This window comes from Candidatus Mycosynbacter amalyticus (assembly GCF_025273655.1).
GTDB lineage: Bacteria > Patescibacteriota > Saccharimonadia > Saccharimonadales > Saccharimonadaceae > Mycosynbacter > Mycosynbacter amalyticus.
Genome location: NZ_CP045921.1, coordinates 427,576 through 449,725, shown reverse-complemented (window position 1 = coordinate 449,725; position 22,150 = coordinate 427,576). Strand labels below are relative to the sequence as shown.

Annotated in this window: 26 protein-coding genes and 1 tRNA gene; 12 read left to right on the top strand and 15 right to left on the bottom strand. The window is 51.0% G+C overall.

Going from position 1 to position 22,150, the window contains the following annotated elements:
* Positions 1–37: 37 nt before the first annotated feature.
* The 3 genes from GII36_RS02465 to GII36_RS02455 form a co-directional block, all read right to left on the bottom strand.
* Positions 38–1,267: a DEAD/DEAH box helicase gene (locus tag GII36_RS02465; RefSeq protein WP_260764213.1), complete on the bottom strand. Its 1,230-nt coding sequence runs from the start codon at positions 1,265–1,267 to the stop codon at positions 38–40.
* A gap of 274 nt (positions 1,268–1,541) precedes the next feature.
* Positions 1,542–1,883 carry an RNA-binding regulator gene (gene rbp, locus GII36_RS02460; RefSeq protein WP_260764212.1) on the bottom strand — a complete coding sequence of 114 codons (342 nt, stop codon included), beginning with the start codon at positions 1,881–1,883 and terminating at the stop codon, positions 1,542–1,544.
* Between the two features lie 130 nt (positions 1,884–2,013).
* A complete protein-coding gene (locus GII36_RS02455) occupies positions 2,014–2,643 on the bottom strand; it encodes an MBL fold metallo-hydrolase (RefSeq protein WP_260764210.1) in 630 nt (209 codons plus the stop codon).
* 46 nt (positions 2,644–2,689) lie between these two features.
* Here GII36_RS02455 and GII36_RS02450 point away from each other — a divergent pair, with 46 nt between their 5' ends.
* Entirely contained in the window at positions 2,690–3,457 is a 768-nt protein-coding gene (locus GII36_RS02450; RefSeq protein WP_260764208.1) for a hypothetical protein, read from the top strand.
* 87 nt (positions 3,458–3,544) lie between these two features.
* Here the strand turns inward: GII36_RS02450 and GII36_RS02445 are convergent, their stop codons facing one another.
* Positions 3,545–3,853 (bottom strand): hypothetical protein, encoded by a 309-nt coding sequence (locus GII36_RS02445; protein ID WP_260764207.1) that lies wholly within the window; start codon positions 3,851–3,853, stop codon positions 3,545–3,547.
* 79 nt (positions 3,854–3,932) lie between these two features.
* Between GII36_RS02445 and GII36_RS02440 the strand changes: the two genes are divergently transcribed.
* Positions 3,933–4,190 carry a glutaredoxin domain-containing protein gene (locus tag GII36_RS02440; RefSeq protein WP_260764205.1) on the top strand — a complete coding sequence of 86 codons (258 nt, stop codon included), beginning with the start codon at positions 3,933–3,935 and terminating at the stop codon, positions 4,188–4,190.
* Positions 4,191–4,276: 86 nt separating this feature from the next.
* Positions 4,277–5,821: an ATP-binding protein gene (locus GII36_RS02435; protein WP_260764204.1), complete on the top strand. Its 1,545-nt coding sequence runs from the start codon at positions 4,277–4,279 to the stop codon at positions 5,819–5,821.
* 198 nt (positions 5,822–6,019) lie between these two features.
* Here GII36_RS02435 and GII36_RS02430 read toward each other — a convergent pair whose 3' ends face one another.
* Positions 6,020–7,660, bottom strand: a complete 1,641-nt coding sequence (locus GII36_RS02430; RefSeq protein ID WP_260764202.1) for an ABC-F family ATP-binding cassette domain-containing protein — start codon at positions 7,658–7,660, stop codon at positions 6,020–6,022.
* 138 nt (positions 7,661–7,798) lie between these two features.
* Between GII36_RS02430 and GII36_RS02425 the strand changes: the two genes are divergently transcribed.
* Complete coding sequence (locus tag GII36_RS02425) at positions 7,799–8,176, top strand: hypothetical protein (RefSeq protein WP_260764199.1); 378 nt, start codon at positions 7,799–7,801, stop codon at positions 8,174–8,176.
* On the opposite strand, the gene GII36_RS02420 is transcribed toward GII36_RS02425, so the two are convergent.
* Genes GII36_RS02420 through pyrH form a run of 4 tightly spaced genes read right to left on the bottom strand, consistent with a single transcriptional unit; the run spans position 8,151 to position 11,407 of the window.
* Entirely contained in the window at positions 8,151–8,930 is a 780-nt protein-coding gene (locus GII36_RS02420; RefSeq protein ID WP_260764197.1) for an alpha/beta fold hydrolase, read from the bottom strand. The two genes, GII36_RS02425 and GII36_RS02420, sit on opposite strands and share 26 nt — an antisense overlap.
* Positions 8,931–8,951: 21 nt before the next feature.
* Positions 8,952–9,812 carry a glycosyltransferase family 2 protein gene (locus GII36_RS02415; RefSeq protein WP_260764195.1) on the bottom strand — a complete coding sequence of 287 codons (861 nt, stop codon included), beginning with the start codon at positions 9,810–9,812 and terminating at the stop codon, positions 8,952–8,954.
* 27 nt (positions 9,813–9,839) lie between these two features.
* Positions 9,840–10,700 carry a glycosyltransferase family 2 protein gene (locus GII36_RS02410; protein ID WP_260764194.1) on the bottom strand — a complete coding sequence of 287 codons (861 nt, stop codon included), beginning with the start codon at positions 10,698–10,700 and terminating at the stop codon, positions 9,840–9,842.
* On the bottom strand, positions 10,697–11,407 hold the full coding sequence (gene pyrH / locus GII36_RS02405) for a UMP kinase (RefSeq protein ID WP_260764192.1): 711 nt from the start codon (positions 11,405–11,407) through the stop codon (positions 10,697–10,699). The genes GII36_RS02410 and pyrH overlap by 4 nt, the downstream gene beginning before the upstream one ends.
* Positions 11,408–11,470: 63 nt before the next feature.
* Between pyrH and GII36_RS02400 the strand changes: the two genes are divergently transcribed.
* Positions 11,471–12,241, top strand: coding sequence for an alpha/beta fold hydrolase (locus GII36_RS02400; RefSeq protein WP_260764190.1), 771 nt, complete (start codon positions 11,471–11,473; stop codon positions 12,239–12,241).
* On the opposite strand, the gene GII36_RS02395 is transcribed toward GII36_RS02400, so the two are convergent.
* Positions 12,238–12,891, bottom strand: a complete 654-nt coding sequence (locus tag GII36_RS02395) for a class I SAM-dependent methyltransferase (protein ID WP_260764188.1) — start codon at positions 12,889–12,891, stop codon at positions 12,238–12,240. The two genes, GII36_RS02400 and GII36_RS02395, sit on opposite strands and share 4 nt — an antisense overlap.
* A complete protein-coding gene (locus tag GII36_RS02390) occupies positions 12,888–13,358 on the bottom strand; it encodes a class I SAM-dependent methyltransferase (protein WP_260764186.1) in 471 nt (156 codons plus the stop codon). The genes GII36_RS02395 and GII36_RS02390 overlap by 4 nt, the downstream gene beginning before the upstream one ends.
* A 50-nt stretch (positions 13,359–13,408) precedes the next feature.
* On the opposite strand from GII36_RS02390, the gene smpB reads away from it, so the two are divergent.
* On the top strand, positions 13,409–13,885 hold the full coding sequence (gene smpB / locus GII36_RS02385) for an SsrA-binding protein SmpB (RefSeq protein ID WP_260764184.1): 477 nt from the start codon (positions 13,409–13,411) through the stop codon (positions 13,883–13,885).
* 62 nt (positions 13,886–13,947) lie between these two features.
* Here the strand turns inward: smpB and GII36_RS02380 are convergent, their stop codons facing one another.
* Both GII36_RS02380 and GII36_RS02375 read right to left on the bottom strand, forming a co-directional pair.
* On the bottom strand, positions 13,948–14,376 hold the full coding sequence (locus GII36_RS02380; protein ID WP_260764182.1) for a hypothetical protein: 429 nt from the start codon (positions 14,374–14,376) through the stop codon (positions 13,948–13,950).
* Positions 14,377–14,524: 148 nt separating this feature from the next.
* On the bottom strand, positions 14,525–14,932 hold the full coding sequence (locus GII36_RS02375; protein WP_260764180.1) for a hypothetical protein: 408 nt from the start codon (positions 14,930–14,932) through the stop codon (positions 14,525–14,527).
* A gap of 72 nt (positions 14,933–15,004) precedes the next feature.
* On the opposite strand from GII36_RS02375, the gene GII36_RS02370 reads away from it, so the two are divergent.
* From GII36_RS02370 to GII36_RS02350, 5 genes are read left to right on the top strand one after another with little or no spacing between them, the layout of a single operon-like run.
* Complete coding sequence (locus tag GII36_RS02370; RefSeq protein ID WP_260764179.1) at positions 15,005–15,799, top strand: exodeoxyribonuclease III; 795 nt, start codon at positions 15,005–15,007, stop codon at positions 15,797–15,799.
* A 42-nt stretch (positions 15,800–15,841) separates the two neighbouring features.
* Complete coding sequence (locus tag GII36_RS02365) at positions 15,842–16,771, top strand: DUF975 family protein (protein ID WP_260764178.1); 930 nt, start codon at positions 15,842–15,844, stop codon at positions 16,769–16,771.
* An 11-nt stretch (positions 16,772–16,782) separates the two neighbouring features.
* The gene (locus tag GII36_RS02360) at positions 16,783–17,211 is read left to right on the top strand and encodes a hypothetical protein (protein ID WP_260764177.1); all 429 of its coding nucleotides are present in this window, start codon (positions 16,783–16,785) and stop codon (positions 17,209–17,211) included.
* 42 nt (positions 17,212–17,253) lie between these two features.
* The gene (locus GII36_RS02355; RefSeq protein WP_260764176.1) at positions 17,254–18,042 is read left to right on the top strand and encodes a hypothetical protein; all 789 of its coding nucleotides are present in this window, start codon (positions 17,254–17,256) and stop codon (positions 18,040–18,042) included.
* A gap of 39 nt (positions 18,043–18,081) precedes the next feature.
* Positions 18,082–19,110, top strand: a complete 1,029-nt coding sequence (locus GII36_RS02350; RefSeq protein ID WP_260764175.1) for a hypothetical protein — start codon at positions 18,082–18,084, stop codon at positions 19,108–19,110.
* Positions 19,111–19,170: 60 nt separating this feature from the next.
* Here GII36_RS02350 and GII36_RS02345 read toward each other — a convergent pair.
* A tRNA-Leu gene (locus GII36_RS02345) sits at positions 19,171–19,257 on the bottom strand.
* Positions 19,258–19,329: 72 nt separating this feature from the next.
* Between GII36_RS02345 and GII36_RS02340 the strand changes: the two genes are divergently transcribed.
* Positions 19,330–20,586 carry a sortase gene (locus GII36_RS02340; RefSeq protein WP_260764174.1) on the top strand — a complete coding sequence of 419 codons (1,257 nt, stop codon included), beginning with the start codon at positions 19,330–19,332 and terminating at the stop codon, positions 20,584–20,586.
* Here GII36_RS02340 and GII36_RS02335 read toward each other — a convergent pair whose 3' ends face one another.
* Positions 20,587–22,077, bottom strand: a complete 1,491-nt coding sequence (locus GII36_RS02335; RefSeq protein ID WP_260764173.1) for a PEGA domain-containing protein — start codon at positions 22,075–22,077, stop codon at positions 20,587–20,589.
* Positions 22,078–22,150 lie beyond the last annotated feature (73 nt).

The following is a 22,150-nucleotide window of genomic DNA, read 5'->3' as shown; positions in this document are numbered from 1 at the left end:
ACTGATGACTCGGTTTTTTGATTTTTGTATAGTAAAACTACTGCTGATCGATAAATGTATGTGCTCGACCATGCGCGCCGCCGCGGCCGGTACGACCAATCCGATGCACATAGTCGCTATAAGTTTGCGGCGTATCGAAGTTAATCACATGTGTGACGTTCGGAATATCGAGACCGCGCGCCGCGACGTCTGTCGCTACCATGACTTTGACCTTCTCGTCCTTGAACTGCTTCAGCGCACGCTGACGCTGCGACTGGTTTTTGTTGCCGTGAATCGCCACAGACGGGTGGCCAGCGTTCGAAAGGTGATCGCTGAGGCGCTGCACACCAAACTTGGTCTCGCCGAACACAAGTACTTTGTCGTAGCCATCCTGAGCCAGCAGTTCTCCGAGCAGCTCGATCTTGTGCGCTTTGTCGCGCGCTTCGATAACATCTTGCTCCACATGATCGCTTGTCTCGGTTGTGCGGACGCTCACAGTTACAGGATCAGTCAGGAAATCGTGCACCAGTGCTTCGATATCCGGGGTAATAGTCGCCGAGAAGAAGAGACTCTGGCGTTCCTTTGGCATCTCACTCACAATACGGCGGATGTCTGGCAAAAAGCCCATGTCGAGCATGCGGTCGGCTTCGTCGAGGACGAGCACCCCCATGTTTTTCATCTGGAGATGGCGGCGTTCGATCAAATCTTTGAGACGACCTGGGGTACCGATGATGAAATGTGGACGACGCTTGAGATCACGTAGCTGGCGATCAACATTGACGCCACCTACGATGAGCGCAGAATAGAGCCCCATGCCACGAGCAAACGCGCGAAATTCTTCGTCGATCTGCTGAGCAAGCTCGCGAGTCGGTGCTACAATGAGCACACTCGGGCGGAGCATGATGCCGCTCATGCGCTCAATAATAGGCAGCAGGAACGCAGCAGTTTTACCGGTACCGGTGTTGGCGAGACCAATCACGTCTTTGCCGGCAATGATTTCTGGGATGGCCTGATCCTGAATCGCGCTTGGTTTTTCGAAGCCTTTGGCACGAATATTCGCGTGGAGTTCAGCACCAAAAGGGAAGTCCGCGAAGACATGCTTCGGCTCGTAGGGCGCTTCGGCTTCTTTCGTTACGGCTTTGTTGACGAATTTCGATGGGTGGATGTATTGCTTCTGTGGACCCTTCTTACGGGCACCACCGCTCCGACCACCACCTTGCGGGCGTCCACGTCGGAAACTGCTGGCGCTACGCTGTGGGCGGCCAGAACCATGAGTTTTGTATGGCATAGTATAAAATACCTTTCGTTTGGAAATATCTGTATTGCAGAGAAACTACGAGAGAAAATTCGGGTGAGAAAGCGCCTAGATGGAACAAATGTTTGCGCGTTCGTCTTAGAACAACCCTAGCATTACTAAATGCAATGATATCAGTATAGCAAATTTGACAACTTTTGTCAATATCTACAGAGAAAAAACCTTGTCTCAATCAAGCTCAAGATAGCGCTCGCTCTAACTAAAAGCAGCCCGGAAACCCGGGCTGCTTTTAAGCGTATAGTGCTGATTACCAGCTACGCTGACGGAATGAACCGCCACTGTTGCCACGATCGCCACCGCGGTCGTTGCCACCGAAGTCACGGCGTGGTGCGCGCTCTTCGCGTGGACGAGCCTCAGTCACGTTGATAGCACGACCATCAAGGTCTTTGCCGTTCAACTGGTCAACAGCCTTTGCATTGTCGTCTTCGTTTACAAATGTAACGAATCCGAAACCGCGGCTGCGGCCTGTGTCGCGGTCAGTCATGACGCGTGCTGACTCAACTTCGCCGATTGTAGCGAAGAGTTCAGCCAGACTTTCGTCGGTAGTCGCGTAAGCGAGGTTACCGATAAACAAATTTTTCTTAGACACTCTGGGATACCTTCATCTTATTGTTTTGCCAATTCGACCTAGACGATTTCGGTATCCTCTGGTAAGAGAATAGAAACGTTCTTCTACTTTGACACTTCGTAGTGTAAAAGAATTGTAAGGTATTTGCAAGCTATAGCTCGATAGTTTCGCCCGATTTGATACGATAAAAGTCTATCTCTTCCACGAGATTGGTGGCCACACGGTCGGAAATCTCTTTTCCGGAGGAAGAGAGAATAGCATCGTGGGTAGGAAAAGCGTGCTCAGGTTTGGTTTGGCGCAAAAATTCTACCGCTTCGGCGAGTTTCATCCATGGTGCAGCCACAGGTGTCGCTATCCAACGCATCTGACGAGGTGGTAGAGAGAACGAATCGCCAGGATAGTACAGCAAATCGCCATTTACGACGAGACCGAGATTACCAATAGCCGCAATATCCGGATGGATAGTAGCGTGTTCACCACCGACAAATTCTAGTGCGAATGGTCCAGCTACAGCAGTATCACCCGGCAACACTGGTGTGACCGGCTGACCGGCATGCTGTGCCACTTCGGCGAGCGCGTACACGACAGCGTTCGGACTCCCAGCCAGAATAGCCTGCAGCTTGGCGGGGTCGCAGTGATCCGGATGCAAGTGGGTGACGACGACAGCCAACACATTGGCCGGTACTTCGAAGTCATCGCTAAGATTACCAGGGTCTACAACCAGCCGCTGACCATCCTCTTCAAGCACCAGGCAGGCATGTGAATACTTCGTGAGCTTCATACTTCCAGTGTACACCCACTGATAGGCTCGTGTATACTTACTAGAGATGAAACAGTGGATTATGACATTTCGCATCTTTCTCGTGGCGCTAGGCGTTACCATCGCAGCAGTGGCGCTCAAGTATTTTTTGCACCTCACAAATCTCGAGGTGTTTGAGCCGACATCGCTACATAACAGCGTCATATCGAGCGTTATTTTTGTAATCGGCTTCGTACTGAGCGCCACTATCGCCGACTACAAAGAGTCAGAGCGCATCCCTGCAGAGTTTGCTGCTACTATAGAGAATATGTATGAAGATGCCCGCGCCACACATAAAACCTATCCCAAATTTGATCTGGCGGCGTTTCGGGGAGATTTGATAGATATCTTGGCGGCGTTTCGCGCCGGCACTCGCATCAATCGAAAAGGAACGCGCCGCGAGATAGGCGAGCTCAATGATTATTTCACCGAGATGGAAACTGCAGGCGTACCAGCCAACTTCATCGTCAAACTCAAAACGCAGCAAGCAACACTGTTAAAACTGCTTTTCAGGGTCAACTATATCCAGCGGATTAAATTTATCCCGTCGGCATTTATTCTCATCCGTTCGCTTGTCGGACTCGTAATTATCTTTCTTATACTCACTAATATTGAGCCGTTCTATGGCGGGCTCACACTCACAGGTATGCTCACATTTATACTGGTCTATATGATGATTCTCATCCAGACAGTAAGTGTGCCGTTTCACGATGCCGGTAAAACGCGCGACGATGTGAGCCTGTTTCTGCTCAAAGAAACGCGCAAACACCTTAAGAACAGGGGCGAGACAGAATAAATCCCAGACATGAAAGCGCGGGCGGGCATCTGATATCTCACTAGGAGACTCCAGATGCCGCACCCGCGACCTTCGACATGCTGTGTTTCACGGCCTGATGTGCGTGAGGCTGGGCCTCACTTCGTAGCCAGGCGCATTGTGCATCACGATGAGCGCCATAGGAAGCACCAGGCCCGCGAGTACAGTGAAAATCACCCAGACAGCCGTTCCCGGCATGCCCACGGCAACTGCCGCGATCCCCACTGCTACCACAGCCATGCAGATGATGGCCGTGGCTGCCGCAGATGCGTGTCGGCGCGTATTGCGCTCCTTGTCGAAGATCATCTCCACCGTCATTGACTTCTCCTTCTGTTGTTGTGAGTCATGCTTTGGATTGCGCTTATTATACCAAATCAAACTTCTTATGTCAATAGGGTTCGGTATGGACATGCTTACGCTACATGTAGTATACTAACAAGAGCGAATAAGGAGGACTATGAGCAAAGTAACTATCTATAGTACTACTTGGTGCGCGTTTTGCAGCACCGAAAAGCAGTGGCTCGAGAAGCTTGGCGTCGAGTTTGACGCAAAAGATATCGAGGAAGACAAAGCAGCCTATGAGGAACTCATGAGCAAACTCGGTGGCAACTTCCAGGGCGTGCCTGTCACCGATATCGACGGCGAGGTCATCCTTGGCTTCGACCGACCAAAGCTCCAAAAAGCCCTCGAAGAAAAGAAGCTAGTCACAGCGTAACTGATATCCCACCTACAGAAAATACTCACAGAAATTGTGAGTATTTTCTTGTACTAAACATCAAATCGCAGTATAGTGACCGTAATATGAGTGAGAGAGCTTTTAACACACCCCCTGGAAATAGCAGAGTCGAATTCAATACCTGTGATATTACAATATTTGAACCTGCCCGTTATGCTGAGCATATAGATGCATTGTCCCAGAGTGAATTTATTGCACATGGGCTTGAGCAAGGGTCTATCAAAAAAAGTTATGCTTGGCACAGTAAACACCCCGATGGATATACCGCACTAAACGCACAGCTAAATTGCGATCCGCTCGTTACGAAACCTGCCCGTAGCTGGCGCAGCCCTCTCTTTGCACAACTCTCGGCACAGCTCCTCAATCAAGGGCTTGAGGTGCATGTAGCACCCCACGACACCGATAGCCTCTATGTGTCCAACCCAGATAGCTACCGCGCATTTTGTATCAAAGGATGGAGCACGATAGATCAATCTCATATCGACATCACTTCGTTGACCCGTACTGAATTACTAAACGGCCTAGCTCAAGATAATGCGCCGGCATTCGCTACCTCTCCTCAGCTCACAGAAAGTGAGCTAGAAGATTTCATCTCGATATGGGGAACAACTCAGGATGCAATCATCGAGATATTTGACGGGCAGATTGATACTCCACTTCACAAGCGAGAGCAAATCCACATTCGCGTGAGTGATCCGCCAGAAATTCCAGCTCCAGCCACACCCGATGTTCACCATGCAGACGAGCTGATAGACCATGATACTCATGACGCGTTTGAAACAATAGGGGGCATGTTCGCTGCAAAGCAGGAGCTCAAACGATACGTAAAGCGTTTCAAAAACCCAGAACTAGCCAAGCAACTCCGGGTCCCTATACCAGCTTTCATATTGCAAGGGCCCCCAGGAACAGGTAAATCTTCACTCATGAGAGCTTTTGCAGACGAGAGCGGAGCAACGTTCCAAAGCGTGAAGGGCAGTGAACTACTCAATGAATATATCGGCAAGACGAGTCGTAATGTCGAAGAAATTTTCGACAGTGCATTTGCCTCCAAACAGTCGGTAGTATTATGTTTTGACGAAATTGATCGCTACCTAAAGGCAGATAATCACCGGGAATTTGTGAATGCCACCAAAACATTTGGTCAAAAGATTGAGGAGGCAGCGCACTACCCCCATGTGCTTATAGCTGCCACTATGAATGCCTCGCCCGATCAACTTGTCAGTTCAATCGTACGACCAGGGCGTATGAAAGTAATTGAAATTTCATCCCCCAACGAATATGAGCTTGCTGACATTTGGCGTGCCCAGCTCAATGATAACCTCCAGATATGTTACACCGGTCCAGATTCGGAGAGTCCGATATATGTGTTTGAGCAGCCCTTGGAGAGTATATCAGAGGTGACCTCGGGCAGCACATACGACCCTATACGGCTCGGGGAGTTGTCCAGCGGCATGACCGGGGCAGACATACACCATATACTTGCTACCCTGAGAGAGGATGCTATGGATTATATAGTCGATTACGAGACAGTGCGACAAATCAAGCCCGCAGATGTGCAAACAGCCGTCGCTCGCTATCGGGCAGATGGTTTTAGGCCAAATACAGATTAGCTGCTGCGTCCATGCTAGTCCAACAGAAATACGACCAATACTACCACTAGCGGCCGCATAAGTGATTACTGTGTGATCAGTGTGCTCCTTGAGTGGCGAGTTGATGGCGGATGCTCCTCTACCTGTCATCTGCTTGTTACTCGCATCGAACATTTTACAATTACTGGAAATATCGAGGTCTTTTATTTTACCCTCAAGCTAAGCACCAATAGTGAGTATGCCCCCACCGAGCGACTGGCGGAAATACCCATCGTGGCTCACATAGAGGACGGCGCCGGTATAGCGGGCGAGGGCGGTCTCAATTTCCTCGATGCTAGGCAAGTCTAGGTGGTTGGTCGGCTCGTCGAGGATGAGTAATTGTGGGTCGTTTGCCAGCATAGCTATGAGTTGGAAACGGGCTTTCTGGCCACCAGAAAGCTTAGCGAGTGGGATGGCGCCGTCACCAGAGGTAAAGAGGTAGTCACTCATGAGACTACGCACCTTCGTCGTACTGATAGCCAAATCCCGATCGAGATAGAGTCGCTCTATAGCTTCTTCGAGGGGGAAGGTGAGGTACTTCTCGTCGATCTCCTGTTCGTAGATACCGATGCGCGCATGACGGTCGAGCTCAAGCGAGCCGCTTAGCAGCTCTGGCGCACCGTCGTGATGTAGCAGCGCACGAATGAGCGATGTTTTACCAGCACCATTGCGACCACGTAGCTCCATAGCTTCACCCTCGCGCAGATCTATATTAATACCTTCAAACAGGATTTTGTCACCATATGCCAGCGCCACGTCCATGGCTTTCACAAGTACATGCTTACTCCGCGAGTCATCGTTTTTGATATTCATACGGATATTTTTGCTTTTGAACTTGTCATAGCGCGAAGCGGCTTTATAATCCAGCTCTGCAGCTGAATCTTTGTCAATCCAAAACGTTGGCTTTTCCTTGGCTTGCAGTTCGGCAAGCTCGGCACGCGATTCATTTTCTAGGCGTTTGAACTTTTGGATTGTACCAGGATTGCGCGATTTCTCTTTGAGCCGCTGGTAATCGAGTACTTTTTGCTTCAAATTCACGATGCGTTTTTCGATTTGCTCGAATTCGTTCATGCCGGCTGAAGTCGCAGTGGCATTTTGTTTCAGGTATGCGTCGTAGTTGCCTTTGTAGCTCACGCTACCGCCGTCACGCAGTTCGACGATACGGTCGACTTCGTGTAGTACATCACGGTCATGCGTGATCACTAGCATAGCCTCACGCGCACTTTTCATCCAGTCGATGAACTGCTGTTTGGCCACGAAGTCCATGTGGTTAGTCGGTTCGTCGATGAGCGCTAGGTGCGCGTCCGAGTGCATAATCTTGATGATCTCGATCAGACGCTTCTGGCCACCAGACAGAGACGACATCGGACGATGCGCTGTGCCGCTGAGCTGGAAGTTATCAAGCTCGCGTTCGATTTTCTCTTCAATCTGATAGAAGCCTTTGTCGTCGAAACGGGCAAGTGCCTGCGTATACTCGTCGATGAGCTTCATGCTGTCACCCATGGTTTCGGGGTATGTTTCGATGATATGGCTCAGCTCGGAATATTCCGGCAAACCAGACAACACGTATTGCAGCACTGTCACATCCCCAAGTCCATGGTGCTCCTGGGCGGTAGAGGCAACCGTGATACCACGTCGATAGGTCACTTCGCCAGTATAATCTGCATCGGTGCCGGCAAGAATACCAAAGAGGGTCGATTTGCCCACGCCATTCCGACCCACGACGCCAATCTTCTCGCCGTCATCTATGGCGAACTTCACCTGACTCATAAGGTGCTTGTCGCCAAACGATTTTTCGGTGATATTGATATCGGCAATCATAAGTTTCTAGTATACCATATTTGTTGACTTTTATACTTTATAAGTGTATAGCATGTAGTACCCGGCTGCTATCAAGGATAAAGACAGACGTATCTGTAGAAATTCGACATATTATAACCTATCCGTCATAGTAGTGACATGAGCCATGATAATGTCCTCCGTTTTCCGACACGCTCGCCCGATACACAGCCCAACGTAGAAGCACCTTATGGCAAACTCCCAGAAGGTCACCTGGCCGCGCGGGCATTGCAGCTGATAGATGCGCGCCTCCAGCATCAGCCGCCATATACACCCACCCTCACTGCGAAATTGCAAGAACTACGGCTGCTCATAACAGAAGAAGCCGACCGAATTGCCCCCGAAGATTGTCTTGATTTTCCCGAACTAGAGCCGTATGTATTGACACAACTTGCTAGACGCACGCGAGACATATTAGCACAACCACACAGCGCAGCAGCAGTACGGCTCGTATTTCACAATAAGAACATATTTACTCAGTGGCCTGATTCAGAATAGGTTTTAGCCGCTCCGCGGCTTTTTCTGGCATCACAGCCAGGATCGCGTGTCCACCTATAGTCGACACGAGTTTTGCGCCTGCGATGTGATCGCGAAACCATTGTACCGAGTTGCGACCGATCACCTCGTCGTCTGTAGTACGGAGAATAACCGTCGGCACATGCTCGATTTTTGTACTATCGTAGTCACGCTGAAACGTGTCGAGCTGTTTCATAAGATAAAACATATTGATATTGTACTGATCTGACTCTTCGCGACGTGTGCGCAAGCGATCCATGAGATTTTGGCGTGTCCAATACCGCTTGCGCCCATACAGCGTCATGATATCTACCAAAAAACGATTACGCATGACACCAAGCAGTCTGTCGACACTGATAAGCCTCACTGTACCGTTCATAACACGCGGCAGCAAGCTGACAAATGGATGTAGCGATGATGCTGGGCATATGAGCACAAGTTGTGCGACAAGCTCCTGGTGGCGCGCAGCAAAGAGAAATGCCGGAATAGCGCCGTGAGAGTAGGCAATGATGCGGATTTTGTTCGACTTGATTTGCCGTAGTATACTTGGCTCGGCCATATCGAGATACGCGCCTGGGTCTGCAAGTACCGCTGGATCAAGTATCCCGTCGCCCTTACTAAAACCTGGCATGTCGAGTAACACCACATCGCGCATATCAAGTCCGAGCTCTTCGGCAAATGGCGCAAGCGGTGCACCGCCGCCACCACTAAATCCGTGAAAAAATACTGTCTGCATGTTGGTTTCTATATACTGTTGTTAGAGTTTTTCGGCTATTTCGCGTATATCATCGCGGAGTTTTTGCAGTGTAAACTTGTTGGCATCACCATCGTAAAATTTGCGCAGCGTACGGATAGGGAAGTAGATCATAAGATAAATGAAGATAGGCATGCGCGCCGTGGCGCTCGACACACCATGAATCTGAAACGTACGCTCAAATCGCATGACGTAATTGTAGAAATCACGTGGCTTGTCTTCGAGGCGGCGCGCCGACATACCACCAACCATCTCGGGGTCGTAGGCCACATAGAGGCCCTTACGATACAAACTGAGGGCGATATCGATATCTTCATGTAGCAGATCTTCTTCATCCCGATGAACTAAATCCTGAATTGCGCTCCATGCACCCTGGCGAATTGCCATGTTACTACCGAATAAGAATGTATGATCTTTGGCCGAGTTGTACAATGCCTGGCGGATACGCTTGTCAAATGCCAACCCTACTTTTGGCAATGGCATATCGTGATACACCACAGGACCAGTAGCTGCCGCAACTGTCTTCTTGGCAAATGTGCGGCGGACACTATGTACCCAGTTTTCGGACAGTGCCGAATCGGCATCGATACGACCCATCACTTCGCCTTTCGCCTGCTTGAAACCATAATTACGTGTCGGGATGAGGCCTTGTTCTTTCTGCGATAGCAGGCGGATATGTGCTTCTGGGTGTGCCCGCTGGTACCGCCGAACAATCTTGGCGGTGTCGTCACGAGAGTTGTTGTCGACGACAATCACTTCGTCTGCCAAATCTGTCTGTGCAATGCATGACTCGAGACATTTTCCTATGACTTTTTCTTCGTTGTACGCCGGGATGACGATCGACACTGTTGGTAGTTTCACCATAACTTCCTCGATTATACCATACTTCCGCTAGGGAAGTTCCCGACCTTCGTAGCCGTTATGAAACGTTCGTATACTGAATTTGCCAGTAGCGGGATCGTGAAACCGCAGCAAAAACGCCAAGCCCCATTGCAGTATATTGCCGAGCCATGACATAGGCTTGATGGCGCGCGCTTTGCGAGAAAAGCCCATAGCGCGGTATGTATTGGGCCACTGAGCGTTGTAGCGTGCGAAATCTCGTGGATTCGTGCGCATGCGGCGACCCGACACGTGCGCCATAGCCCCTGGTATATAGTCTATTTTCTGACCACGCTTTTCAAGCGCAAGCGAGATAGACAGGTCTTCCATAACATGCGCGTCGCGCCCCGGTAAGTGATCCTTGACCATGTCCCACGCTTGGCGACGAATCGACATATTGGCACCGTAGAGATTGACCGAGCCAGCCATGACTTGATTTGACATGGTCATAAAAAACCAGGTCACCATGTTGGTGAAACGACGTGCAGGTAGATCAAAATATTCTGTGGCACCCGTGCCAGCCTGCACATCGGGATGCGCTGCATAAAATTCACGTAACGCTCGAGCCCAGCCTGGCTGCACACGTGCGTCGACATCAATCCGTGCCACCACATCGGCTCGTGCGTGCGCCATACCGGTGTCGCGTGCAAACTCAACACCTTGACGCGTCTCATGAAGCACGTCGATGATCGGCTCACGAGTCGCATAGTCGCGGAGAATACTTGGCGTAGCATCGCTAGAATTGTTATCGACCACGATGATACGTCGCAACTCTTTCCGCTGGTCAAGCAGTAGGTCTAGGCATCTTGCGATGTCTTGCGCTTCATTGTAGCAGGGAATCACGACGTCGAGCGTCGGCTGGGCAACGCTCACGATACGCTGATCACTGTCCCAACTGGCTCACCCGCGGCTGCCGCTGCGAGATTGCCCTCTGTAAGCAACTTGCAGACAAGAATGGCCTGTTTGTGGTCGGCCGCCAGGGCAATTGCCGCCTTGTCCATGACACGTACATCTGGGCGCTCAACCGCCTCCTGAAGTGTCAGTTTGTCGTATTTAGTTGCATCGCCATACGACACAGGATCGGCATCGTAGACACCATCGACTTTGGTGGCTTTGATAATAAGGTCACACTCGAGTTCAAGTGCCAGGCTGACGGCCGCTGTATCAGTGGTGAGATATGGACGGCCAATACCACCTGCTACTACCACAACTCGACCTTTTGACAAATGACTCAGTGCACGACGATGAGTGAACTGGTCAACAACTTGATCTGCTTTGATATTTGTCAATGCCCGTGCAGGCACACCGCTCGCTTCGAATACATCGGCCAACGCAATCGCGTTCATCATCGTGGCAAGCATTCCGATATTGTCGGCGCTCACACGCTGCACGCCACCGCCAGCTAGTTGCGCGCCGCGCGCATAGTTGCCGCCGCCGATCATCACGACAACTTGCGTATCATGGTCTGTAATTTTGTTGATTTCTTTGGCAATCCAGGCGGCACGCTCAGCGTCAAACCCGCTCTCAAACCGACCCTGGAGCTGCTCACCAGATAATTTTACTAATACTCGTTTATACATAGTTTGATTATACAGTTTCACGCACGAATATGAAGATACGCTGGAGACTTTGCTACAATATTGATGATGAAACAATTTAGGCTTCATGCCGAAATCGAGGGCTCAGGTCCAGTTGTTGTCATGCTCCATGGCTATCTGGCGTCGTCGCGTTACTACAAGAAGCTTGCACCGCGACTCGCTCGAGATCACACGGTGATACGCCTCGATTTACTGGGCCATGGTCGCTCGCCCAAGCCGCGTCACAGCGACTATGGCTACGCCGATCAGCTTGCCGCTATCCACCACACTCTTACGACACTTCATGTCGGACGACCCTTTGCGCTTGTAGGACACTCTATGGGCACGCTCCTTGCGCTACGATATGCACAAACACACCCAGACGATGTTTCGAGACTCGTGCTGTTCAATCCGCCGATGTTTTCGTCTCCAGAGGAGGCTCACGATGATATCGCCGCCACTGGGCGACACTACCGCGCGTTCCTGTTCTCTCGGTTTCGTCGCTCTATCTGGCGCACGATCAAACTACTGCCACGCTCACCCCGACGCGTACGCCCAGCCGTAAGCCTATCCGATATTCTGGCCGTCCCGCACCAGGCACGCGATGGCAGTTTGCGCAATGTCGTCATGCGAGGAAATGTATTTGAAGAAGTCGCCCTGATCGATAAGCCGATTCTCGTCACGGTAGGGCAGCGCGATCGTCGCATTTATATCAAAAACGCTATGCGTCACACCTGGCCCGCACACGTCACACTCAAGGTAAACGAATACGGTCATAACGGCATGGCATCGCATCCAGAACTCGCCGAGAAATACGTACGACTGCTCGCAGACTAGCGTGGGGCGCGGTAGGTAGGCGCGGGGCGCTGACGGCGATAGACTACTTGGTAGAGATAGAGTGAATGAGCGTGAAAAAGACCACCGCAGATAAGCAAATAGTAACGCCACATGCGATAGAAGCGCTCGTCGTATTTGTCCTGATCAAGCTTGGGATACGCCTTCACAAATCGCCTGTCCCACACGAGAAGTGTGCGGTGATAATCCTCGCCCAAGTTTTGCACATCTTCAACAGCAAACTGCGTAGCGGGCACGCTTGAGAGTTCGGCAAGCGTGGGCAAATACGTGCCAGGGAAGATATATTTGCGCATCCAACGCGACATATCCGCCCGATACGGTACGCTACCGCTGATCGTATGGTGGAGCATAATCCCGTCTTCAGCCAGAAGTTCGTCGCATTTGTCGAAGAAACTTCGATAGTTTTTGCCACCGACATGCTCGAGCATACCGATCGATACTATACGGTCAAATGTGCCAGTCAGGTCGCGGTAATCACTCTGTACGATATCGATATCGTACCCAGCAGTCCGCTCACGCGCTAACTCCACCTGCTCTATGGCCGGCGAGATGCCCGTCACATGCACACCGTATTTTTCAGCCGCATAGATTGCAAAACCGCCCCAGCCACAGCCGATGTCAAGCACCGTCATACCAGGCTTGAGTTCGAGTTTGCGACAGACGAGATCGAGCTTGGCCTCTTAGCTTGATCAAGCGTACGCGCGTCTTTCCAGTAGGCGCAGGAGTAGATCATACGTTTGTCGAGAAACTGCTCGTACAATTCGTTACCAATGTCATAATGGTGCGATAGATCTGACTTTGTCTTGCCCGTCGACTGCTGGTTGAACAACTTCACTTTAGCAATTTCTGCTACAAGCCCTGGTGATAGTTTGATCGCCTTCATAGGGTCGATCTGGAGCAAGTGTGCAAAAAACACGTCAAGTTGATTTGCATCCCACCAGCCATCCATGTAGGCTTCGCCCAGTCCTAGATCTCCATCGCGGATAACGCGCGCATACAGCCTATTGTCATGCACCTGTATATCTTGTGGTCGGTCGCCGCCGATACGAACATCTGCCTCGGCGAGAATCTTGCGAGCTGTCTCTTCGAATGTACTCATACTCTCGAGTATACACAGCCTACCTCGAGAAGTGTTACAATAGGTAAATCATGGCACAAAAAAAACGCCCCAAGCACACATCTGGAGCCGTCCTCAATCGCAGGGTGCGGTTTGACTACGAGCTTGGCGACGAGTTAGAGGCCGGTATCGTGCTGACAGGACCAGAAGTCCGCGCTGCCCGCGATGGTCACGTGCAACTCAAAGGCTCATTCGTGACGATCCGCCGCAGCGAGCTCTGGCTCAACAACGCCAGCTTTAGCCTCAAGCTCAACAAAAAGGGTGATCCAAGTGCCCGCACCATTGACACCGAGCCGCGCAAACTTCTGGCTAGCCGCAAGCAAATCACCGCGCTCGAAAGCAAAAAACAGCAAGGCAGCAGCATCGTCCCGCTGCGTATGCTCACGAAGAAAAATCATATCAAAGTCGTGATCGCGATCGGCAAGGGCAAGAAGACGTACGATAAGCGTGAGACGCTCAAGCGCCGCGACCAGGACAGGGAAGCGCAGCGCGCGATCAAATACAACTAAGAGAGAACCCACGACGTTATCCGTCGTGGGTATATTCATCTCGCCCTGTAAAGGGAGGGGCTTTAGGCCTCTTCAGCAGGGTGCAGTACGACCACGCCATGACGCAGGGCCGCGTCGGAGAACTCAACTTTGTGGGTGTAGCCCCTCGGCTTGGCGGGTTTAATAACCGCAAGCGGAGCCGAATTGCCCCTCCCGGTATCCTTATGAACGCTGAACAACGCGGGGTTTCCTTGTGTGTCAACCTTCGTCACTTTGACGACAGAGCCCCTAAGGCAGAGAGTTGCATTCGGAGTTTCGGCACCGAACTGTTCCAGCGACACCGTGATATCAGCCCGTACTGGGATCATCGAGTGCTCAGCCGCGTTAGGGCTAATATGCGCCAAACGCTTCAGTGCACTCTCGACACCGCCAATTACAGCGAGACGTTGTTGTGTATCCGACATAACTTCCTTTCGTCGTGAACTCGGGATGAGTTCATCGGAACAAAACACGTTTACTGATTATAGCTAGCCCTCAATCTTGTGTCAATAGCATAAATATTATGCATATACAAATTTTATATACTTAGAAAAATGAACGAGGCGTCCGCTCTTGCACTCACGAAGAGTGCAGAGCGGACGCCAACGTCCGGGTAGAGCGTCAGGCAGCGGTGCTGCGGCGAGTAGACATCATGGCTGCGCGCGCCTTGAGCCGCTCACCATGCCGATGAAAGAGGTGAACCAGATGTGGTGCGCCCGGCTTCACGTCGATCAGCGCCGACATGAGACCCTCGTCGTCCTGGATGGACACCATCAGCTGCTCTCTCTCGTTCATGCGCGAGTGTGTTCTCGGACTGAGTAGCACCTCGCACTCGGTACGTCGCCCATCCTCGAGGATGGCGATTCGGAGAGTGCGTGTTTCCTCGTCGCAATGCCGAAGTGTCGTCGGATGCTTGCATGTTACTGCGAGCTCCTGAAGATTGCCTGTTGATTGTTCGCCAATGACGGCGAAGGTTGCCTGATGCAACATGCCTCCTAGTAAGGGATCTGCTGTGTTCGCTCTAACCACGAACTTGTTTAGTATACATCCTTGACATAAATTTTTCAATAGTATGTGGTATCAATGTTATACTAAATGCATATGAAGCTTTACTCCTGGAACGTCAATGGTATCCGAGCCGTGATCAACAAAGGCGAATTTGCCAAATTCATCGACACGCACCAACCAGATATACTGTGTATGCAAGAAACTAAAGCTAAACAAGAGCAAGTAGAGATTGACCTGCCGGATTACCACGAATACTGGAATAGTGCCGACAAGGCGGGCTATAGCGGCACGGCAATCTTCTCGAAGATTGAGCCGCTGAATGTCTGGTATGGTTTTCCAGATGATATCCTAGAAAAATACGACGTGCGTGGCGATACCTATGGTGATGCCAACCGAGAAGGCAGGGTGATTGCCGCCGAGTTTCCAGATTTCATCGTGGCGACAGTCTACACGCCTAACTCCAAAGGTGATTTGTCCAGGCTTGAACTTCGTCATCAGCACTGGGACAAAGCCTGGCTCGCCTACATGCAGCGCCTAGAGGAGAAAAAACCGGTACTTTTCTGCGGTGATCTCAACGTAGCCCATACCGAGGATGACTTGGCAAATCCCAAACCAAACGTCGGTAAGCACGGGTTTACCAGCGAGGAACGCGAGGGATTTCAGCACTTTCTCGATGCAGGATTCGTCGACACATTCCGTATCTTCACACAGGGGAACGGTCATTATAGCTGGTGGACACACTGGGCCAATGCCCGCGCGCGCAACGTCGGGTGGCGGATCGATTATTGGCTCGCAAGCAAAACTTTGCAGCCTCGCATCAAAAGTGCAGAAATTCACGCCTCACAAATGGGCTCGGATCACTGTCCGGTGAGTATTGAAATAGCCTAAGGAGTGGTATACTACAAGCAAACCATAAGCAAAGGACATCTCATGGCACAGCCTACGCCACCAGAGTTTAAACCTACTACGCACAAGAAAACCGCTCCACATGCGCATAAAAGCAAGACCGGCCAGCCATTGCCGCCAACCGAGAAGCAGACGATAGTTGCCTACGAAAATAATCCTTTTACTATCGCCGCAAGTGGCATCGATGGGCTATTCAAGTATGCCAAGGTACTCGCGATCATCATGCTCGTCTTGTCGCTATTCGGCATCTTCGGTAATGCCATTCCCGCAGCATTTGATCACGGTCCCTATCGGCCTGAGCCTACACCTACGCCCGCCGAGCCTGTCGCTTCGCCCAGCTTATCTCCAGAACAGATTATCGCACTCGTCGCAGTGGTCGGCGGCATTGCATTCGTTGCTATTGTCATAGGTTTCCTCGTCTCCGCGATCTTTACCGGTCTGCGTGACGTCAGCGCAGCAGCCGTGGCCAACCAAAAACCAGTGAGCTTCGGGGAAGCATGTTCCGTCTTGTTTAGTAGATTTGGCAGCTATCTCTGGCTTCAAGTACTTATCGTAGTCAAAGTATTCCTATGGTCACTCCTGCTTATTGTCCCAGGCATCATCATGGCGGTGCGCTACTCGCTAGCGGGCACTGCGTTTTTTGCCCAAAACATGAAAGCCAGCGACGCACTGGCACATAGTACCCGTATCACCAAAGGCGGCTGGTTTACGACCGTCGCATCGTATGGCCTCTTCAACCTTATTACACTCGGACTCATCTCCGTGCTTATCGATACAGGCGTTAGAGGCATTCTTTTGCGTCAGTTTACCGCATACGACGCCGCCGGAGTGCGCAAGCCGTCACCACACGGGGTGACAATTGCGTACTTCGCATTTCTCATCTTCGTCGTATTGGCGGGACTCGGTATGTTGGTAGTGCTCGCTGCATTTGCTATCAACGGTTTTAGCGAATAGCAGTACATGCTATGAAAAAGCTGTACATCGTCCTTACTCTTGTCGTAGTGTTTATCGTGCCATACTGGCTACCATTGCCACTTGTGTCGTCTGGCTGGCACAGTCAATACGAGGCGGGTGACACAATTGAAATCGATCTTGCGGTTTGGAACACGACTCCATTGAATCGCACTATTAATGGCGACCAGCCTACCGGCGTGACACTTCTCGTTGACAACATCCCAGTCGCTGTCACCGCTACCGACGTCTCACCCAATATTTCGCGTTTCACACGTGAGGCTCATACCGTGACATATACCGTGAGCAAAGCGCCGTCGCAAAACATTGGGTTTGACAGCGCAACAGGTATGATTCAACTTCCAGCGGGCTCACACGATATCAGTGTCCACTGGCTCGGCTCATCATCATGGCCTCACCGCGTGACGATTGTGCAGCTGTAGCCTGCATCTGACCTTGTCTCAGATAACTGCTATAGTAGGACTATGCAACAATTCCCATATTGGCACGTCCAAGAGCCCAGCAAGCCGCTCTACCCAAACGTCGAGTGGAATCGCCCCGAGCAGCGAAACTTACGGGGCCGGCTCGGTGTGATTGGCGGCAACAAGCTGGGGTTTGCTGGCGTAGCCGAAGCATATAGTACGGCATACGATGCCTGGGCGGGGGAAGTACGGGTGCTCTTGCCGGATATCTTGCGTCGCGCTATCCCAGCCAGTATTACCGACGCCGTATTCGCACCAAACAATATATCGGGCAGCCTCAGCAAAGGCGCGCTTGGTGACATGCAGGCTCTCGGCGCCTGGAGCACAGGCGTACTGCTCGTCGGCGACGCCGGCAAAAGTAGCGAGACTACAGTTGTATACGATGATTTCATCGCAAGCTATACCGGCTGGATCACCCTCACACGTGACGCAGTAGATCTTGTACGACGCAGTGCACCGGTTATGGTTGAGCGCGAGCACACTCTCTATGTACTGTCATTTGCTCAGCTACAAAAATTATTTCAAGACGTCTACTACCCCAAAATCCTGACATTTAGCATGCAACTTGCCCAACTGGTCGAAAATCTGCATAAGTTCACACTCAGCTATCCAATCACCGTACTGACGCTGCACCAGGGACAATTGGTGATTGCTCATGATGGACAGGTAGTTACACAGAGATGGGATAGTCCCATGGCCATATGGCGAGGCCATACCGCTGCACGAGCAGCAAGCTATCTACTCTGGCACTCCAAGCCGCTCGAGGCATTAGCGAGCAGCATACAGACATAAACGATTTGCCTTTACATTGTACTGTAGTAGCATGTGTCTATGCGAAGTAAACGTTTTGTCGACGCCTATCCTGAGACTGTACAGCCTTTTGTAGGAGCGTCACCGGAGATCAGAAACGCGCTGCAACCAGCAGCAGACTGGTCACTACACTTCGGAGCGGAGCTCCACGCGCTGCTTGCCGGTGAAACACCAACCACAGAGCGCGCAACAAAACTTGTCCAAGGCTACACTCGTGCGCTCAATGCCCTCATGCATTCACTTCAAACAGCCGAAACTCTCGACACAGTAGTCGAAACAGATGAAAATTGGCGAGTTCTTCAATCTCTTGGGTTCCACAGTCTAGCGGCGGCTTCATTAGGCATCTGGCATAGCGTTTTAAGTGGTAATACGCATATTCATAGAGACGTCGTGCATGAAGCTCAGATGCAAGTTGCCGTAAGAACAGTGCACGAAATGAAAGAGCGTACCGATGCGGTAAATACCATTGGCTACTCTGCCTATATCGCAGGGGAGGAGGGACGAAGAACCGATGGAGAGATGACAGAAGCCGATACATATGTTGCTGCGCTTGGAATCACTAAAAAATATCCTCATATTGCCATATTGCCAGCCCCTCTGCAGTTTGAGTCGAGCAATTCTCATCAAAAAAACATGGATCTCATAGCGCTTGACCTCCGAGAAGATCATGCGTATGGCATCCAAGTTAAGACACAGGCAACTGATGGGGACACGGCAAGATACGACCCTCGCTATGTGATGGTCGTAGACGGCAGAATCGATCTCGACAATGTCAAAAGAGCTCGCCGAGTTCCTAACAAATCTATGGAAATACAAGCCTCCTGGCCGGGGCTTATCTCTGCGCATTTTCTCCAGGAAAGCCCGCGAACTACCACCAAGAAGCGAGCTTCAAACCTCTTCGCTCACGACAAAGTCACTGCAATCCAGGTATTGCAGCGTTCAAATCAAGCTAGATACCTAGCTGGTCAACTCGTAGGACAGACAAAATCTCGCACACATGACGCCACTATGCGCATTGAAGATCGTCTCCTCTACCATCTTTATATATGAAATCAGACTATCGACAATAAAAAAATCACGGACATGCGTGATCTTTTCTGGTTGCTTGTATGGTACCGCGGGCCGGACTTGAACCGGCACGAGCTAATGCTCACAGGATTTTGAGTCCGGCGTGTCTACCAATTCCACCACCGCGGCATAATCAAAAGGTACCCATACCTTTCTCTGACTCATCAAGTATTGTATACTAAAAACAGGTAAAACACTAGTATGGATCCACGTTCACAACAACCGGCTTCGAGAGGTTCAACTCCTGTACCCACCAGGGATGCTGCTGGCGTACACGTGCCGCTGCGCGACAAGCACCGAGAAGCAGCTGCAGATATCCTTCGCGGTGAACTTGACGCTATCTATGCTGGTAATTCCGACCAAAATACGCCACACACTACTCCAGTGGTCAGCGCCGATACGTCGCAGCAAACCAAAGCACAAGCCGGCCAAGCCATGGCATCGGCTGACAACTCGACAGATCCGTATGACAAAACGCACGGTAGTCCGAGCCTCGCCCAGGCAGACGAGTGGAAGAAATACCACAGTGCCTGGCAGCAGTACTATCAGAAATACTATGAGCAGTACTATGTGAGTGCCGTCAAACAAAAGCTCAGCAACAACTTTAGCGATACCTCATCGTCCGATGAGCCAAACACTACCACTAAACCAGACGACGATGGCGTGCTGACACGCGACGAAGCACTCTACGAACTGCGTCAAAACATTATCAACCAGGCCTCAAGCAGGGCACACAAAGTCCGTCGCAGCCGTCATTTTATTCCCATAGCTGCAGCTCTCAGCGTCGTTATAGTGTTTGCGCTACTGCAGTACAATCAAGTTCTCATCGCCAACGTCAAAGCGTACGTTTCGCCTAGCGCGATTGAACCCCAAAACATCATCGTCGACCCAAACGCCGATGTACCTGTGGGTTCGGACACCAAAATGATTATCCCCAAGATCAATGTCGATGCCCCCATCGTCATGAATGTCGGGCCTAGCAACACAGAGCAACTTGAAGCTATGAGCAACGGCATCGCACACGTGCGATATCCAGGCGCATCAAGCGTTCCCGGCGAAGTAGGCAACAGCGTCTTCTCGGCACACTCTAGCAGTGATTGGACCGACAGTGGCGCATACAAATTTATCTTCGTCCAGCTCGAACGCTTAGCAATCGACGATGTCGTGTATATCAACTACAATTCTAAGCGCTATACCTACAAAGTCTACGACATCAAAGTCGTGGCCCCAACCGAAATCAATGCCCTCAACTACACGGGTACCGATCCTGTTATCACCCTCATCACCTGTACGCCGCTCGGCACAGCACAAAAACGCCTGCTCGTGTTTGCCAAGCAAGTGAGCCCAGATCCAGCCGGCGCTACCAAGCCAGCCGAGACACAGGCACCCGCCAACACGACTACAGAGATTACCGGCACCTCTCCAACATTACTCGAGCGACTATTTGGCGCTCAGTAATTAGTCTGTTTTGATATCGAGTAATTGCACTCGCGTCAGGGCGATGGTCTTGTCATCCACTTGTGCAAAACCGTACAAATATTTACCAGATGGACTCAGTGTCGCACCAAGAGTGGGGAGCAGCGGCATAATATCGTGCTGGTTTTCACCGTCGAATTCGTAAGTGCGTAGCTTGCCGTCGTTGCTTCCCCAGAGCAAGTAGCCGTCGAGGTATTTAAGTTTCTGCGGCACTGCCGAACTACCATGCACGAGCTCTGATTTGGTCAGTTTCATAATCTCGAGATTAAATGTCGAGAAGCTGGTGCCGTCTTGGATCGTAGCAAATTGCCCATTGTCGGTGAGGTTCGCGTCAATCACATCATTATCGAGTGTCAATGTCTGTGCATGCTTGAGCGTGAGCTTTGATGTAGTGTCGTCCGGTAGGCTTGCACTAGAGAGAAGCTCTGCTTCGTGTGCGTGTGAGATGAGGAAATAATACTTGTCATAGTATTTTGCCACGTCAAACTGCGCTGACACAGCGCCCGCCGTAACCTTCTTGACTGCTCGTGGCTGCTTGTAATCCTTGCGCACATATCCGACCTCCTGCAGGTTGTCTACGGGTTCTTTGACATATAGCACAAACTCATCACCATACAGTCGATAATCTACCGCATGATCCACAAGTGGGTGACTCAATGTCTGATCATTCAAATCTAATACACGTACAGAGCCGTCGACAATCGCATAGAGCTCCATGCCGTCACTGCGGGTAAACTCGGGCACCGTCACACTGCCGTCAATACCAAGTGAGCGATTGATATTAATCGATTCCGCAGGAGCATCGACATTAAACACAATCCATTCGACTTTACTGTCCATACCGTATGTATGTTTGAGTAGCAGCTTTTTCTCGTCACCGGTCCAGGACTCGATCTCAAAGCTTGAGCCCAGAGCTTCGGTAGTTGGCGCCGTATATATCTCGGCAGGCAACGTGTACTCCTTGGCTGTTGGCTCATCGCTATCTAGTGTCGCTATTGAAACGGTCGGCTTATCTGCTGCCATAAGCACTGCATAACGTTTCGCCGAAGCAGACGGCAACGCACTTGTGGTCGTCGCCGGATACGAGAGTGTATGCTCGGCCTCAATCTTCTCCGGTATGAGCCGCGGGTAGGCCACCCATGTGATATTGCCAGCCTGGATTGGAACTGTTTTTTGCCACGTCTGATAGCCCCGTCTTTTCATCGTCAAGGCATAATTACCCGGTTGTGACACCAGCTTAGTCGGCGTTTGCGCGCCAAACGGTGTACCATTCACAGTGATAGCTGCGCCTGTCGGTGTACTGCTCATCTGTAGTAAGCCGCCCTGTTCGATACGTCCATCTTTCTTACTGAAACCATAGCCTAGTGTCATCGCGGTCAAAACTGCGACACCGAACACCACAGCAATAGCCATCACGGACACGACCGTAAACCGTCGCCAAAATCGCACTCGTTTAGATGGGGGATGATACATCGTTATCTATGATTATACAGCAGTATATATAGTTTTCTATATAGTAGTTGCAAACAGCAAACGAGGTGCTATG

What these genes read in the sequence shown, in the direction of transcription:
- GII36_RS02465 (WP_260764213.1), bottom strand. Translation starts at nt 1,267, where the DNA reads ATGCCATACAAAACTCATGGTTCTGGCCGCCCACAGCGTAGCGCCAGC.
- GII36_RS02360 (WP_260764177.1), top strand. Translation starts at nt 16,783, where the DNA reads ATGAAAAAGCTGTACATCGTCCTTACTCTTGTCGTAGTGTTTATCGTG.
- GII36_RS02355 (WP_260764176.1), top strand. Translation starts at nt 17,254, where the DNA reads ATGCAACAATTCCCATATTGGCACGTCCAAGAGCCCAGCAAGCCGCTC.
- GII36_RS02430 (WP_260764202.1), bottom strand. Translation starts at nt 7,660, where the DNA reads ATGATTGCCGATATCAATATCACCGAAAAATCGTTTGGCGACAAGCAC.
- GII36_RS02350 (WP_260764175.1), top strand. Translation starts at nt 18,082, where the DNA reads ATGCGAAGTAAACGTTTTGTCGACGCCTATCCTGAGACTGTACAGCCT.
- GII36_RS02395 (WP_260764188.1), bottom strand. Translation starts at nt 12,891, where the DNA reads ATGACGGTGCTTGACATCGGCTGTGGCTGGGGCGGTTTTGCAATCTAT.
- GII36_RS02400 (WP_260764190.1), top strand. Translation starts at nt 11,471, where the DNA reads ATGATGAAACAATTTAGGCTTCATGCCGAAATCGAGGGCTCAGGTCCA.
- GII36_RS02450 (WP_260764208.1), top strand. Translation starts at nt 2,690, where the DNA reads ATGAAACAGTGGATTATGACATTTCGCATCTTTCTCGTGGCGCTAGGC.
- pyrH (WP_260764192.1), bottom strand. Translation starts at nt 11,407, where the DNA reads ATGTATAAACGAGTATTAGTAAAATTATCTGGTGAGCAGCTCCAGGGT.
- GII36_RS02455 (WP_260764210.1), bottom strand. Translation starts at nt 2,643, where the DNA reads ATGAAGCTCACGAAGTATTCACATGCCTGCCTGGTGCTTGAAGAGGAT.
- GII36_RS02420 (WP_260764197.1), bottom strand. Translation starts at nt 8,930, where the DNA reads ATGCAGACAGTATTTTTTCACGGATTTAGTGGTGGCGGCGGTGCACCG.
- GII36_RS02415 (WP_260764195.1), bottom strand. Translation starts at nt 9,812, where the DNA reads ATGGTGAAACTACCAACAGTGTCGATCGTCATCCCGGCGTACAACGAA.
- smpB (WP_260764184.1), top strand. Translation starts at nt 13,409, where the DNA reads ATGGCACAAAAAAAACGCCCCAAGCACACATCTGGAGCCGTCCTCAAT.
- GII36_RS02365 (WP_260764178.1), top strand. Translation starts at nt 15,842, where the DNA reads ATGGCACAGCCTACGCCACCAGAGTTTAAACCTACTACGCACAAGAAA.
- GII36_RS02390 (WP_260764186.1), bottom strand. Translation starts at nt 13,358, where the DNA reads ATGAGTACATTCGAAGAGACAGCTCGCAAGATTCTCGCCGAGGCAGAT.
- GII36_RS02425 (WP_260764199.1), top strand. Translation starts at nt 7,799, where the DNA reads ATGAGCCATGATAATGTCCTCCGTTTTCCGACACGCTCGCCCGATACA.
- GII36_RS02370 (WP_260764179.1), top strand. Translation starts at nt 15,005, where the DNA reads ATGAAGCTTTACTCCTGGAACGTCAATGGTATCCGAGCCGTGATCAAC.
- GII36_RS02340 (WP_260764174.1), top strand. Translation starts at nt 19,330, where the DNA reads ATGGATCCACGTTCACAACAACCGGCTTCGAGAGGTTCAACTCCTGTA.
- GII36_RS02440 (WP_260764205.1), top strand. Translation starts at nt 3,933, where the DNA reads ATGAGCAAAGTAACTATCTATAGTACTACTTGGTGCGCGTTTTGCAGC.
- GII36_RS02335 (WP_260764173.1), bottom strand. Translation starts at nt 22,077, where the DNA reads ATGTATCATCCCCCATCTAAACGAGTGCGATTTTGGCGACGGTTTACG.
- GII36_RS02435 (WP_260764204.1), top strand. Translation starts at nt 4,277, where the DNA reads ATGAGTGAGAGAGCTTTTAACACACCCCCTGGAAATAGCAGAGTCGAA.